This is a genomic window from Pseudorhodoferax sp. Leaf265 (assembly GCF_001422365.1).
Taxonomy (GTDB): domain Bacteria; phylum Pseudomonadota; class Gammaproteobacteria; order Burkholderiales; family Burkholderiaceae_C; genus Pseudorhodoferax.
Genome location: NZ_LMMT01000001.1, coordinates 85173 through 98581 on the forward strand (window position 1 = coordinate 85173; position 13409 = coordinate 98581).

Consider the following 13409-nt stretch of genomic DNA (forward strand, 5'->3'; position numbering starts at 1 on the left):
GTTCCCGGCCGCAGCGCCTTCGACTTCCCGCCCATGAGCACGCTGACACATTTCGACACCCACGGCCAGGCCCACATGGTGGACGTGGCCGACAAGCCCGCCACGCGCCGCGTGGCCGTGGCCACCGGCCGCATCGCCATGCAGCCCGCCACGCTGGCGCTGATCCGCCTTGGCAACGCCAAGAAGGGCGACGTGCTGGGCATCGCGCGCATCGCCGCGATCCAGGCCGCCAAGAAGACCAGCGAGTTGATTCCACTGTGCCATCCGCTGGCGCTGACGCGCGTGGCCGTCGCGTTCGCGCTGCCTGGCGAGGGCGATGCCGCAGCCTGGGTCGATTGCACGGTGACGGCCGAGACCATCGGGCCCACGGGCGTGGAGATGGAGGCGCTGACGGCCGTGCAGGTCGGCCTCTTGACCATCTACGACATGTGCAAGGCGGCTGACCGCGGCATGGTCATGACGGACGTGCGGCTGCTGGAGAAGCGCGGCGGCAAGTCGGGCGACTACTTGGCTGGCGGGTCGGCCGCCTGAGCGGCCAGCCAGCGCGCATAGTCCTTGGGAAATGCCGCGGCAAAGCGCGGCTTGTGGAACTCCACTTCGCTCCGCAACCCCAGCAGCTGCGCACTGTCCAGCAGCTTCTCAATGACGCGCGGCTCTGGCGAGAAATGCAGCAGTTCGGTCGCCAGGGCGTGCACGAACGCAGCGCTGCCCGGCGCCACCTCGGCCACGCCGAGCGCTGCGAAGCGCACTTGGCGCTGGTAGAGCCAGCTCTGCTGCGCCTTAGCCAGCGTGTCGTCGCGGTAGGCGGCAGCGCGCTGGTTCGGGGGCAGGTAGACCTGGCTGATGCGGCGGTAGTCCCAGGCGGCGTAGGCCACCAGGGCGAGCGCCAGCACGGCCGACAGCGTGGGCACGTGGCGCATGGCGGCGGGTGCTGGCCGGCCGGACGGGTCGTCGCGCCACAGCAGGCCCAGGCACAGGCCCAGCGCCAGCTGGAACGGGCCATACCAGAGCGGGTATTCGAGCAGGCTGTGCACCCCGATGACTGCCAGCACCATCCAGGCCGCGCGCCGCACGGCATCGGTCTCGCGCCAGGGCCTGGCCCGCAGGACCCAGACCACGACGCCGCCGCACACCAGCAGCGCGGCCGGGATGCCCAGTTCCACGGCCAGGTGCAGGGGCAGGTTGTGGGCGTTGTCGAGGATGTCGCAAAAGCGCGGGCCCTCGTACAGCGTGATGTAGTGCGCGTAGTCGAGCTCGCCCCAGCCCCAGCCCAGCCAGGGCTTGGCGGCGATCAGGTGGAGCACGTTGCTCCACAGGGTGAGGCGGCTGGCGCACAGGACATCGCCTTCGCGCAGGCGGGAGAACATGCCGTGGCTTTCGGGGTCGAGGTTGGCGAGCCAGGGCAGCGCGAGCGTGGCGACTGCGTAGCACGCGAGCATGGCGCCGAGCCAAGCCAGCGTGCGCAGGTCGCGGCGCCACAACAGCACGGCGAATGCCAGTACCAGAAGCTGCACAAGCCCTGTGCGTGACGCGGATGCGGCGTTTCCCACCACCAGCAGCGCCACAACGCCAGCCACACAGGCAAGCCGGCCCAACGACAGCCGCCGCAGCGCCAGCACCTCGATCGCCAGCACGGAAGCCAGTGCGATGCTGGTCAGCGACGCGAACTGATTGCGCTGGCGCAGGTTGGCGAAGGCCTCACCGGCCGGCGCCCAGTTGACCCAGGGCGTCAGCGCGCCGGCCTTTCCGAAGTACTGCACCAGCGCAAGCACGCTGCTGGCGAGGCCCGCCACGATCCATGGCAGCAATGCGCACCACAGCCCCCATGGCAAGCCGTCTTGCGCGGGCGAGAGGGCCAGACGCCGCGCCAACGCCCAGCCCAGGGCGATCAGCATCAGGGCGCCGGCCAAGGCGATTGCTTCGTAGTGCGGCAGCATTGCTGCGCGCCCCCACAGGGCCAGGACGAGCAGAACCAGCGCGCCGCAAAAGAACAACCAAGGCCCTCGTGCTGCAGGCCGCCGCTGTGCGATCGGCGCAGACGTCAGCACCGCCAGCGCTACCACGAAGGCTGTGAGCAGCCACGGCGATACCGATGGAACGGGGCCAAAGGAGAAAGGGTTGAGCCAGGGGAGCGCGCTCAGAACGCACGCGCTGGCCACGACACGGAGACACTCCGATCTGGATGCAGACATCGCGAAAGTAGGGGCCGCAGAGGCTGCGGCAGATGCCACATAGGAGAAGCGGGAACAATCAGGACCTAGATCGCCGTGCGCCCCATGCTCCCGACGTGATCGCACGAGAATGCTCGCCACAGACCCTGAATGTCCAAAGGCCAGCCTTCAACAGAAAAGGTGCCGCAAACGGCGAACTGTAATTCGCTAAAACGCCCGGATTAAAAAAGCCGCCCGAAGGCGGCCTTACGTCAGCCTCGTTGCAATTACTTGCAAGAGCCGGGGACGAATTTTTGCAGAGCCGTCGTCGCAGTGCATTTCCACTCGTAGACCTGCTTTCCCTGATCCTTATTCGCCGTTGCAACGACAATGGCAACAGGAGCAGCACCAGCAGCTGGCGGCGCATAAGGTGTCAGCGTCAACACGTCCGTATTAGCCCCGGTAATGCCTAGATTTGAGAAGTTCGGAAGTACCTTAATCACTCCCTCTGCAGTAGTCTCAATCTTATCTACGTACTTCGATGTTGCAGTCGCGCTTTCGCAGCCCCAGCCGTTAGCAGTACCAAGTTTGTCTGGCGACATGGACTGAATGGATTCAGTGATGGAAGTGCGGCATGCCGACGCCGCCAGAATCACTTCCGACATGCGCGCCCGCTTCGTGTAATCCTGATACGCCGGCAGCGCCACCGCCGCCAGGATGCCGATGATCGCAACCACGATCATCAGTTCGATCAGGGTAAAACCCTTCTGCAGGGTGCGCATGGAACGCTTCATTCGGAACTCCTCAAAACGGGGGGATAGGACAACCAACACTTCTGTGCAGGTTGCGTGCCAGCCCCGAATCGCTGCGTTCCGACGCCTGGAATGCGACATTTTTCTCGCTTTTCCATGCATCGCCGGTGTCAGAGCCCCATGTCCTGGCCATTTATGGAACACGGCTCTGACGTTTTTGTCACCCGATCAGCGCGATCCCGGCCGCGAGGTCGGCGCAGGCCCGCGCGATTCCAGGTGCCGGAAGGTGATGCGCCCTTTGGTCAGATCGTACGGCGACAGTTCCAGCGACACGTTGTCGCCCGCCAGGATGCGGATGCGGTGCTTGCGCATCTTGCCGCCGGTGTAGGCGATCAGCTGGTGGCCGTTCTCCAGCGTCACGCGGAAACGCGAGTCGGGCAGCACCTCGTCGACCTTGCCGCGCATTTCGATCAGTTCTTCCTTGCTCATTCAAACTCCTCACAGGGCGGTGCTGCAGGCGCACGCACAGCGCTAAGGTTCAACACAGTCGGCCACGGAAAGGCCGGGGACGCACACACCAGGCAACAGCAGGCCGCCTGGTAACAGAGTGGGACGGAAAAGGGGAAGCGCCGACCCGGGCGTTCGTGGCCGCACGGCACACGAACTGGCGACCGGCGCAGCCAGCCGGTCAGAGGCAGGTCGGGGCGGCGCGGGGCGCCGGACGACTGCACCGCATCGGCCAGCTGCCGGGCGGCGAGGGCAGCAAGTGTAGCCGGCGCTGGCTGTCGGCGTGCTGCCTGCGGGCGCCGTGCCGCGCAGCCCGTCGCGTAGACTCCTGCGTCGTCCGCCCCCTTGCCCGGGGCCCTTTCGCATGAACACCCCCAAGCCCCCTGCTCCGCCGATCCGCCGCATTCCCAAGGCCGCCGTGTCGACGCCTGCCGCCACCACGGAGGCTGTGCGCTTGAACAAGCGCATGGCGGACATGGGCTTGTGCTCGCGCCGCGAAGCCGACGACTGGATCGAACGCGGCTGGGTGCGCGTGAACGAGCAGCCAGCCACCATGGGACAGAAGGTGGGCGCCACGGACCGCATCACCGTGGAACGTGCGGCCCAGGGCCAGCAGGCGCGCCAGGTCACCATCCTGCTGCACAAGCCCATGGGCTATGTCAGCGGCCAGGCCGAGGACGGTCACGCACCTGCCGTGACGCTGGTCACCGCGCAGAACCGCTGGGCCGAAGACCGCGCACCGATGCGCTTCACGCCCACGCAATTGCGCGGCCTGGCCCCGGCCGGCCGGCTCGACATCGACTCCGTGGGCCTGCTGGTGCTGACGCAGGACGGCCGCGTCGCGCGCCAGCTGATCGGCGAAGACGCGCACATGGAAAAGGAATACCTCGTGCGCGTGCAATGGGACACGCTGGCGCAGGACGTGCGCGCCGCGTTCCCGGCGGCGCAGCTGGCCCGGCTGCGACACGGCCTGTCGCTGGACGGCAAGCCGCTCAAGCCCGCCGTGGTCGAATGGGAGAACGCCGAGCAGCTGCGCTTCGTGCTGACCGAGGGCAAGAAGCGGCAGATCCGCCGCATGTGCGAGCAGGTCGGCCTCAGGGTGGTGGGCTTGAAGCGCATCCGCATGGGGCGGGTGCTGCTGGGCCGGCTGCCGCCGGGGCAGTGGCGCTACCTGGCCCCCGGCGAGCAGTTCTAGATCCGGTCGATCCGGCGTGGTCAGAACGCCGCGGAGCAGGCGATGCCAGCGACATCCGCGGGGCTGGCTCTGCCAGACCGCTGGATGTGCCCCCTTCGCGCAGCAGAAGGCGGGAGCGGCGCAGCCGCTTGGGGGAATGCTCTCTATTCGTCGCTGAGCACGGCCTGGTAGATCAGCGCGCCAAGCACGGCGCCGACGATGGGCGCCACCCAGAACAGCCACAGCTGGTCGACGGCGCCGGTGCTGGCGAACAGCGCCGGGCCCGTGCTGCGTGCCGGGTTGACCGAGGTGTTGGACACGGGGATCGACACCAGGTGGATCAGCGTCAGGCACAGGCCGATGGCCAGGCCTGCGAAGCCGCCTTGCGCGCGCTTGGCCGTGCTGCCCAGGATGACCAGCAGGAACACCGCCGTCAGCACCACCTCGGCGATCAGCACCGCCGTCATGCTGTACTTGCCGGGCGAGAGTTCGCCAAAGCCGTTGCTGGCGAAGCCGCCGACCTCGAAGCCCGGCTTGCCGGTGGCGATCAGGTACAACACGCCGGCCGCGGCGACGGCGCCCAGCACCTGGGCGATCACGTAGCCCGGCAGCTCGGCCCAGCGGAAACGGCCACCGACGGCCAGGCCCACCGACACGGCCGGATTGAAGTGACCACCCGAGATCGGGCCGAAGGCGTACGCGCCGGTCAGCACGGTGAGACCGAAGGCCAGCGACACGCCCAGCAGGCCGATGCCCACACCCGGAAACGCCGCCGCCAGCACGGCACTGCCGCAGCCGCCGAAGGTGAGCCAGAACGTACCGAGGAACTCGGCCGTCCACTTCTTGATGTTGCTGTCCATTTCTTGGTCTTTCTTGAAGAGGATGCAGTGCACACGCACCGGGCAGCCAAAATTGTCAACACGTAATTGCGTGCAACATGCAACAGGCCTGGCGCACTTTGTAACGAGTTGGCAGATCGCGACGGATTAGTTCACGGACTTGAAGACTTTTGCGCCGCCCATAATTGCGCCCCTGTCCGGCACGCCGCCGGAACCGACCGACCACACGACGACATGACCAAGCAAACCCTGTCCTTCCAGGCCGAAGTGGCCCAGCTGCTGCACCTCGTCACGCACGCGCTGTACTCCAACCCCGAGATCTTCGTGCGCGAGCTGATCTCCAACGCTTCGGACGCCTGCGATAAGCTGCGCTTCGAAGCGCTGAACGACGGCAAGCTGTATGAGGACGCGCCCAACCTGGAGGTGCGTGTCTCCTTCGACAAGGCCGCCAAGACCGTGACCATCACCGACAACGGCATCGGCCTGTCGGAAGCCGAGGCGATTGCCAACCTGGGCACCATCGCCAAGAGCGGCACCAAGGAGTTCATGGGCAAGCTGTCGGGCGACCAGAAGGTCGACGCACAGTTGATCGGCCAGTTCGGCGTGGGCTTCTACTCGGGCTTCATCGTCGCCGACAAGATCACCGTGGAATCGCGCCGCGCCGGGCTGCCGGCCGACCAGGGCGTGCGCTGGGTGTCCGGCGGCACGGGCGACTTCGAGGTCGAGAGCATCACGCGTGCCGCGCGCGGCACCAGCGTCACGCTGCACCTGCGCCCCGATGCCGAGGAATACCTCAACACCTGGAAGCTCAAGTCCATCATCGCCAAGTACTCCGACCACATCTCCCTGCCCATCCTGATGCGCAAGGAAGAGTGGAAGGAAGGCGAGGACAACAAGGGCGGCGACATGGTCCTCACCGACGAATGGGAGACCGTCAACAAGGCCACCGCCCTGTGGTCGCGCCCCAAGAAGGACATCACGGCCGAGGAATACGCCGAGTTCTACAAGCAGATCAGCTACGACCACGAGGCTCCGCTGGCCCACTCGCACAACCGCGTGGAAGGCGGCACCGAGTACACGCAGCTGCTCTACATCCCCGGCAAGGCGCCGATGGACATGTGGAACCGCGACAAGAAGGGCGGGCTCAAGCTCTACGTCAAGCGGGTCTTCATCATGGACGAGGCCGAGGCGCTGCTGCCGAGCTACCTGCGCTTCGTCAAGGGCGTGGTCGATTCGGCCGATCTGCCGCTCAACGTGAGCCGCGAGCTGCTGCAGGAAAGCCGCGATGTGCGGGCCATCCGCGACGGCAACACGCGCCGCGTGCTGTCCATGCTAGAAGACCTGGCCAAGAAACAGAAGACCGCGCCCGAGAGCCAGGAGGGCAAGATCGACGTGGGCTCGGGCGACGCCGTGCCGGCCCCCGAGCCGACCGAGGCGCTGAACGACGATGTGAGCGACGTGGTCGACAAGACCGCCACGGCCGCCGATGCCGCCGCGCAGTTCGCCGACGAATCGGACAAGTACGCGCGCTTCTACGCCGAGTTCGGCTCGGTGCTCAAGGAAGGCCTGGGCGAGGACTTCGCCAACCGCGAACGCCTGGCCAAGCTGCTGCGCTTCGCGAGCACGCAGTCCGATGCCGTCACGGTCTCCTTCGCCGACTACAAGAGCCGCATGAAGGAAGGCCAGGAGGCCATTTACTACATCACCGCCGACACGCTGGCCGCGGCCAAGAACAGCCCGCAACTCGAGGTCTTCAAGAAGAAGGGCATCGAGGTGCTCTTGATGACCGACCGCGTGGACGAGTGGGCGCTGAACTACCTCACCGAGTTCGACGGCACGCCGCTGCAGTCGGTCGCCAAGGGCGCCGTGGACCTGGGCAAGCTGCAGGACGAGGACGAGAAGAAGGCCGCCGAAGAGGCCGCCGAGACCTTCAAGCCGCTGCTGGCCAAGCTCAAGGAAGCGCTCAAGGACAAGGCCGAGGATGTGCGCGTGACCACGCGCCTGGTGGATTCCCCGGCCTGCCTGGTGGTGCAGGACCACGGCATGAGCACCCAACTGGCCCGCATGCTCAAGCAGGCCGGCCAGAGCGCGCCCGAGGTCAAGCCCGTGCTGGAAGTCAACGCCGAGCACCCGCTGGTCAAGAAGCTGGACGGCTCCGTGCACTTCCACGACCTGGCCCACATCCTGTTCGACCAGGCGCTGCTGGCCGAAGGCGGACTGCCGGACGATCCCGCGGCCTACGTGCGCCGTGTGAACGCCTTGCTGGCCTGAGGGTCCAAGCCTCCATGACCCACGCCACCCGCCTCCTCGCCGCCCTCGCGGGCACCATCGTGCTGGGGGGTTGCGCGGCCGGTGTGGGCATCAGCGTTCCGGTGTTTCCGGGCGTCTCGCTGGGCGTGGGCGTGGGCTCGGGCGGCAATGTCAACGTCGGCGTGGGCACCGGCGTCGGGCCGGTTGGCGTGGGCGTGGGCGTCAACCAGCGCGGCCAGGTGTCGGCGGGTGCCGGGGTCGGCGTCAGCACGGGCGTGGGCGGTGGCGCGCGCGTCGGTGCCGGCGTGGGCACCGGCACCGTGATCTACGATCCGAAGGACCGGCGGAACCCGCCGGCCAACACGAACGCCGACAACGTCGGCGGTCCCTAGCGTTCAGGCGCTCAGCGGCGCCTCGTCCATCGCCTCGATCTGGTCCTGCAGCACCACGACCTGGCCCTGCCAGTAATCGCTGCTGCCGAACCACGGGAAATTCGCCGGAAAGCTCGGATCGCTCCAGCGCCGCGCCAGCCAGGCGCTGTAGTGGATCAGGCGCAGCGTGCGCAGCGGCTCGATCAGCGCCAGCTCGCGCCGGTCGAACTCGCGGAACTGCTCGTAGCCGTCCAGCAGACCCGACAGCTGCAGCGTGCGCTGCCTGCGGTCGCCCGACAGCAACATCCAGAGGTCCTGCACCGCAGGACCCATGCGGGCGTCGTCCAGGTCCACGAAATGCGGGCCGCCGCCGGGCCGGTCGGTCGGCGTCCAGAGGATGTTGCCGGGATGGCAGTCGCCGTGCAGCCGCAGGCTGGCGATGCCACCGGCCCGGCCGACCTGCCCGAGCGCGCTGGCCTGCACGCGCGCCAGGGCCTCGGTGCACACGCGCTCCCAGTCGGCCTGCACATCCAGCGGCACCATGTCATGGCCGAGCAGCCAGTCACGCGATGCGGTGCCGAAGCTCTGCAGGTCCAGCACCGGGCGCTCCACGAACGGCCGCACGGCGCCCACGCTGTGGATGCGGGCGAGGAAGCGGCCAATCCATTCCAGCACCTCGAAGTCGTCGAGTTCGGGTGTGCGGCCGCCACGTCGCGGGCTCACGGCGAACCAGAAGTCCTCGAAGCGGTGCAGCGTGGCGCCGCCGATGGCCAGCGGCCCGACGGCCGGCACTTCGGCCTGTTCCAGTTCCGCTGCGAAGGCGTGCTCCTCCAGGATCTGCGCCTCGCTCCAGCGGCCAGGGCGGTAGAACTTGGCGACCACCGTCTCGGAGACGCCGTCGGGGGCGCTTTGCAGCTGCACCTGGTAGACGCGGTTCTCGTAGGAGCTCAACGCCATGAGCCGGCCGTCGCCGACCAGACCGATGGTGTCCAGCGCATCGAGCACCCGGTCGGGCGTGAGGCTGTCGTAGGGGTGGCGCGATGCGTCCGTGAAGAGGGTGTCGGAAGACATCGCGCGATTGTCGCCGGGCACCTGCCGCGCTGGCGGCTGCCCTGCCGGCGTCAGACCAGCGTGATCTCGACCGGGATGTTGCCGCGCGTGGCGTTGGAGTACGGGCACACGCCGTGGGCGGCGTCCACCAGCGCCTGGGCGGCTTCGCGCTCCATGCCCGGCAGCGAGACCTTCAGGCGCACGGCGATGCCGTAGCCCTTGGCGGTCGGGCCCAGGTCGACTTCGGCGTCCACGGCCACGTCGGCCGGCACGGTGATCTTCTTCATGCCGCCCACGGCCTTCATGGCGCCGATGAAGCAGGCGGAGTAGCCGATCGCGAACAGCTGCTCGGGGTTGGTGCCGGTGCCCGAGGTGCCGGGGGAGCTCAGCTTGACGTCGAGCTTGCCGTCGGACGACTTGCCGGCGCCGCCATCACGGCCGCCCGTGGTGTGGGATTGGGCGGTGTACAGAACCTTGTCGAGCGTGGTGGTCATGGTGACTCCTGGGGGTAGGTGCTTCGGTCGAAGCGGTTGGGGTGAAACGGATGATCAGGCGATGCGGTCGCGCAGCGTACGCACCTGCTGTGTCAATTCGGAGATCTCGGCCAGCGTGCACTGGCTGGCCTCGAGCACGCAGCCGGGGATGGCCATCGCGCGGGCCTTGAGCTTGCGGCCGGCCGGCGTGAGGTGCACGTGCACACGGCGCTCGTCCTCGGCCGCGCGCTCGCGCTGCACCAGGCCGGCGGCCTCCAGGCGCTTGAGCAGCGGCGTGAGCGTGCCGGAATCCAGCCGCAGCCGCTCGCCCAGCGCGGAGACCATGGGGCCGTCCTGCTCCCACAGCACCAGCATGGCCAGGTACTGCGGATAGGTCAGGCCCAGCGGCTCCAGCAGCGGCTTGTAGAGCTTGGTCATCGCCAGCGAGGCGGAGTACAGCGCAAAACACAGCTGGTGGTCCAGCTGCAATGCCTGTTCGCCGAGAGCGGGGTTCGATGCCATGGGCTGAATTCTAATTCGCAATTCAATTGCGCGCAATTCAATTGCTGGTAACAAAATGCAAGCCGCCCCCGATGGGTTCAGCCCAGGAGGTCCAGCAGGCGTGCCAGGGCGTGGCGCACGGTGGCAGCCCGCACGGCCGCGCGGTCGCCAGCGAAGCACTGCACCTCGGTGTGGATGCCGCCCGGCAGCGCCCAGCCGAACCAGACCGTGCCGACCGGTTTTTCGGCGCTGCCACCACCCGGGCCGGCCACGCCGGTCACCGCCACGGCCAGCTGCGCATGGGCGTGCCGCACCGCGCCTTGCGCCATGGCCCGCGCCACCGGTTCGCTGACGGCCCCGTGCGCCACGATCAGCGCGGCATCCACCCCCAGCAGTTCGGTCTTGGCAGCGTTGGAGTAGCTCACGAAGCCACGCTCGAACCAGTCGCTGGAGCCCGCCAGGTCGGTGCAGGCGCCCGCGATCAGGCCGCCGGTGCAGCTCTCGGCCGTGGCCAGCATCAGGCCGCGCGCACGCAGCACCTCGGCCAGGCGCGCGACCTGCGCATTGACAGATTCAGTCACCACATCCACCTCCAAAGGGCAAAGACCAGCAGCGTGCAGAACGCCGCCACCAGGTCGTCGAACAGGATGCCGAAGCCGCCACGCGCACCGAAGCCCTTGAATTGGCGGTCGGCCCAGGCCACCGGGCCGGGCTTGGCTGCATCGAAGAAGCGGAACAGCGCGAACGCGGCCAGCTGGCCCCAGAAGCCCGTGGGCATGACCAGCCACAGCACGAGCCAGAAGGCCACCACCTCGTCCCAGACGATGGCACCGGGGTCGGCCACGCGCAGGTGGCGCGCGCACACCGTGCAGGCCCACCAGCCCAGCGGAAGCGACAGCGCGATGACCCAGCCGATCTGCGCCGCATCGAGCCGGCTGTGCATCACCCAGTAGGCCAGCCAGGCCCACAGCGTGCCAGCGGTGCCGGGCGCCTTGGGCGAGAGGCCCGAGCCGAAGCCCAACGCGATCCAGTGCGCCGGATGCGACAGCATGAAACGCGCCGTTGGCCGCAGAATCGGCGCGCGCAGCGCCGGGTCGGGCGCGGAGACAGCAGAGTCGGTCGTCATGGAATGCCGGCGATGGTAGCCGCGCGTGCCACCGGCCGAGCTGCGCGCCGCGCCTGTTCTTCGCCCCCACACCATGCAAGACACCATCGACCAGCCCTTCGCCCGCATCGCCGACCTGATCACCCTGCACGCCCGGCGCCAACCCCAGCACCCGGCCGTCGTGCACGGCGAGGAGCGCGTGGACTACGCCACGCTGGACCGGCGCATGGACCAGGTGGCCGTGGCATTGCAGCGCGCCGGCATCCAGCCTGGCGAGGCCATCGCCATCTGCGCGCCCTCGTCCATCGCCTACGCCACCGTGTTCCTGGGCGCGCTGCGCGCCGGCGTGGTGGTGGCGCCGCTGGCGCCCAGCACCACCCCGCAGGGCCTGGCCCAGATGGTGGACAACGCCGAGGCCAAGCTGGTGTTCCTGGACGCCACGAGCGAGATCGCCACGGGCGCGTTGAACCCACCGCGCATCGCGCTGGACGGCGACGCCGCCGTCGGCCAGCCGCTGGCGGACTGGCTCGCGCCCGAAGGCAGCCAGCCGCAGCCGGCACCGGTGGAGCCGGCCGCGGCCTTCAACATCATCTATTCCTCGGGCACCACCGGGGCGCCCAAGGGCATCGTGCAGTCGCACGGCATGCGCTGGTCCCACATCCAGCGCGGCCTGCAGTACGACTACAGCCCGCAGACGGTCACGCTGCTGTCCACCCCGCTGTACTCCAACACCACGCTGGTGCTGTTCTTCCCGACGCTGGCCTTCGGCGGCACGCTGGTGCTGATGGCCAAGTTCAACGCGGCCGAATACCTGAAGCTGGCCGTGCGCCACCGCGTGAGCCACACCATGCTGGTGCCCGTGCAGTACCAGCGCCTGCTGGCCCTGCCCGACTTCGACGCGCACGACCTGTCGAGCTTTCGCTTCAAGTTCTGCACCAGCGCGCCGTTCTCGCCCCTGCTCAAGGCCGATGTGCTCAAGCGCTGGCCCGGCGGCCTGGTGGAGTTCTACGGCATGACGGAAGGCGGCGGCAGCTGCATCCTGGATGCCCATGTGCATCCGGACAAGCTGCACACCGTGGGCAAGCCGACGCCGACCAGCGACATCCGGCTCATCGACGAAGCCGGCAAGGAAGTGCCCGCGGGCGAGGCCGGCGAGGTGGTCGGCCATTCGAGCGGCATGATGAACGGCTACCACCGCCAACCCGAGAAAACCCGCGAGGCCGAGTGGTTCGACCCGGCCGGCAAGCGCTTCATCCGCACCGGCGACATCGGCCGCTTCGACGCCGACGGCTTCCTCGTGCTGTTCGACCGCAAGAAGGACATGATCATCTCGGGCGGCTTCAACATCTACCCGAGCGACATGGAAGGCGAGCTGCGCCAGCACCCGGCGGTGCTGGAGAGCGCCGTGGTCGGCGTGCCGTCCGAGGCCTGGGGCGAGACGCCCGTGGCCTTCGTGGTGCTGCGGCCGGGCCAGAGCATCGGCGCGGCCGAGCTCAAGGACTGGGTCAATGCGCGCGTGGGCAAGACCCAGCGCCTGGCCGAGCTCGTGCTGACCGAGGAACTGCCGCGCAGCGCGATCGGCAAGATTCTCAAGCGCGAGTTGCGCGACAGCTGGACCGGCAAGGTCGCCTAAGAGCATGCGCGACCTGCCCAAGGCCGCGCTCGAACGCGCGATCTTCGTGGAGTTCGCGCAGCGCTGGCGCGCCGACATCGACCTGGCCTCGGTCGCCAGCGGCAACCCCAACGCGCGCGAGCCCGACATCCTGGCCAAGTCCAGCGAGAGCGACCAGCCGCTGGCCATCGAGCTCGTGCGCCTGACCGAGCAGGACAGCCAGATGCTGGCGCGTCAGGCGCCGCGGCTGCCGCCGGCCGATGCGCCGCCGGCCCGGCTGCCGCCCATGGCCAGCGCGGTCGACGCGTTCTCGCGCAAGTTCAAGAAGGCCGAGGCCGGCCTGTACGATGGCGTCGAGGCCAGCCGCCTGGAGCTGCTGGCCTGGTCCGACCACCTCGCCACGCCCTGGCCCCAGGTGCTGGTCAGCGCCGAGGTCTGGCTGACCCACTACGCCAGCGCCGATCACTTCGCGGCCATCTGGCTCTGGCGCCGGCCCGACTTCCCGGGCGACCCCGCGCAGTCGGCCTGGGTCTGGTCGCACGCCAAAGGCCTGCAGCGCTTCGGCTGATTGCCCCATCGCGGTCTGCGGGCTTGGCGATCCGGCGATCATCGCGCCGCGACAACA

Annotated in this window: 15 protein-coding genes; 6 read left to right on the top strand and 9 right to left on the bottom strand. The window is 68.3% G+C overall.

Annotation, left to right across the window (positions count from 1 at the left end):
• Positions 1-33: 33 nt before the first annotated feature.
• A complete protein-coding gene (gene moaC, locus ASF45_RS00425) occupies positions 34-531 on the top strand; it encodes a cyclic pyranopterin monophosphate synthase MoaC (RefSeq protein WP_056657336.1) in 498 nt (165 codons plus the stop codon).
• On the opposite strand, the gene ASF45_RS00430 is transcribed toward moaC, so the two are convergent.
• From ASF45_RS00430 to infA, 3 genes are all read right to left on the bottom strand, one after another.
• A complete protein-coding gene (locus tag ASF45_RS00430) occupies positions 504-1910 on the bottom strand; it encodes a PglL family O-oligosaccharyltransferase (RefSeq protein WP_235580775.1) in 1407 nt (468 codons plus the stop codon). The genes moaC and ASF45_RS00430 overlap by 28 nt on opposite strands.
• Positions 1911-2437: 527 nt before the next feature.
• Entirely contained in the window at positions 2438-2944 is a 507-nt protein-coding gene (locus tag ASF45_RS34150; RefSeq protein ID WP_082550725.1) for a pilin, read from the bottom strand.
• A 186-nt stretch (positions 2945-3130) separates the two neighbouring features.
• A complete protein-coding gene (infA, locus tag ASF45_RS00435; RefSeq protein ID WP_056655216.1) occupies positions 3131-3391 on the bottom strand; it encodes a translation initiation factor IF-1 in 261 nt (86 codons plus the stop codon).
• Between the two features lie 382 nt (positions 3392-3773).
• Here infA and ASF45_RS00440 point away from each other — a divergent pair, with 382 nt between their 5' ends.
• The gene (locus ASF45_RS00440) at positions 3774-4604 is read left to right on the top strand and encodes a pseudouridine synthase (protein ID WP_082550726.1); all 831 of its coding nucleotides are present in this window, start codon (positions 3774-3776) and stop codon (positions 4602-4604) included.
• A gap of 143 nt (positions 4605-4747) precedes the next feature.
• On the opposite strand, the gene aqpZ is transcribed toward ASF45_RS00440, so the two are convergent.
• Positions 4748-5443, bottom strand: a complete 696-nt coding sequence (aqpZ, locus tag ASF45_RS00445) for an aquaporin Z (protein ID WP_056657340.1) — start codon at positions 5441-5443, stop codon at positions 4748-4750.
• Positions 5444-5656: 213 nt separating this feature from the next.
• On the opposite strand from aqpZ, the gene htpG reads away from it, so the two are divergent.
• A complete protein-coding gene (gene htpG, locus ASF45_RS00450; RefSeq protein ID WP_056655220.1) occupies positions 5657-7693 on the top strand; it encodes a molecular chaperone HtpG in 2037 nt (678 codons plus the stop codon).
• Positions 7694-7707: 14 nt separating this feature from the next.
• Complete coding sequence (locus tag ASF45_RS36875; RefSeq protein ID WP_056655223.1) at positions 7708-8064, top strand: hypothetical protein; 357 nt, start codon at positions 7708-7710, stop codon at positions 8062-8064.
• A gap of 3 nt (positions 8065-8067) precedes the next feature.
• On the opposite strand, the gene ASF45_RS00460 is transcribed toward ASF45_RS36875, so the two are convergent.
• The 5 genes from ASF45_RS00460 to ASF45_RS00480 all read right to left on the bottom strand — a co-directional run bounded on the left by ASF45_RS00460 (position 8068) and on the right by ASF45_RS00480 (position 11193).
• Positions 8068-9114 carry a serine/threonine protein kinase gene (locus tag ASF45_RS00460; protein ID WP_056655227.1) on the bottom strand — a complete coding sequence of 349 codons (1047 nt, stop codon included), beginning with the start codon at positions 9112-9114 and terminating at the stop codon, positions 8068-8070.
• A gap of 50 nt (positions 9115-9164) precedes the next feature.
• Positions 9165-9587 carry an organic hydroperoxide resistance protein gene (locus ASF45_RS00465; protein ID WP_056655229.1) on the bottom strand — a complete coding sequence of 141 codons (423 nt, stop codon included), beginning with the start codon at positions 9585-9587 and terminating at the stop codon, positions 9165-9167.
• Positions 9588-9641: 54 nt separating this feature from the next.
• Positions 9642-10088 carry a MarR family winged helix-turn-helix transcriptional regulator gene (locus ASF45_RS00470; RefSeq protein ID WP_056655232.1) on the bottom strand — a complete coding sequence of 149 codons (447 nt, stop codon included), beginning with the start codon at positions 10086-10088 and terminating at the stop codon, positions 9642-9644.
• Positions 10089-10165: 77 nt separating this feature from the next.
• Positions 10166-10648, bottom strand: coding sequence for a CinA family protein (locus ASF45_RS00475; RefSeq protein ID WP_369802089.1), 483 nt, complete (start codon positions 10646-10648; stop codon positions 10166-10168).
• The gene (locus tag ASF45_RS00480; RefSeq protein WP_056655239.1) at positions 10645-11193 is read right to left on the bottom strand and encodes a phosphatidylglycerophosphatase A; all 549 of its coding nucleotides are present in this window, start codon (positions 11191-11193) and stop codon (positions 10645-10647) included. Before ASF45_RS00480 ends, ASF45_RS00475 begins: the two co-directional genes overlap by 4 nt.
• A 73-nt stretch (positions 11194-11266) precedes the next feature.
• Here ASF45_RS00480 and ASF45_RS00485 point away from each other — a divergent pair, with 73 nt between their 5' ends.
• Both ASF45_RS00485 and ASF45_RS00490 read left to right on the top strand, forming a co-directional pair.
• A complete protein-coding gene (locus ASF45_RS00485) occupies positions 11267-12805 on the top strand; it encodes a class I adenylate-forming enzyme family protein (RefSeq protein ID WP_056655242.1) in 1539 nt (512 codons plus the stop codon).
• Positions 12806-12809: 4 nt separating this feature from the next.
• On the top strand, positions 12810-13352 hold the full coding sequence (locus ASF45_RS00490; protein ID WP_056655245.1) for a hypothetical protein: 543 nt from the start codon (positions 12810-12812) through the stop codon (positions 13350-13352).
• Positions 13353-13409 lie beyond the last annotated feature (57 nt).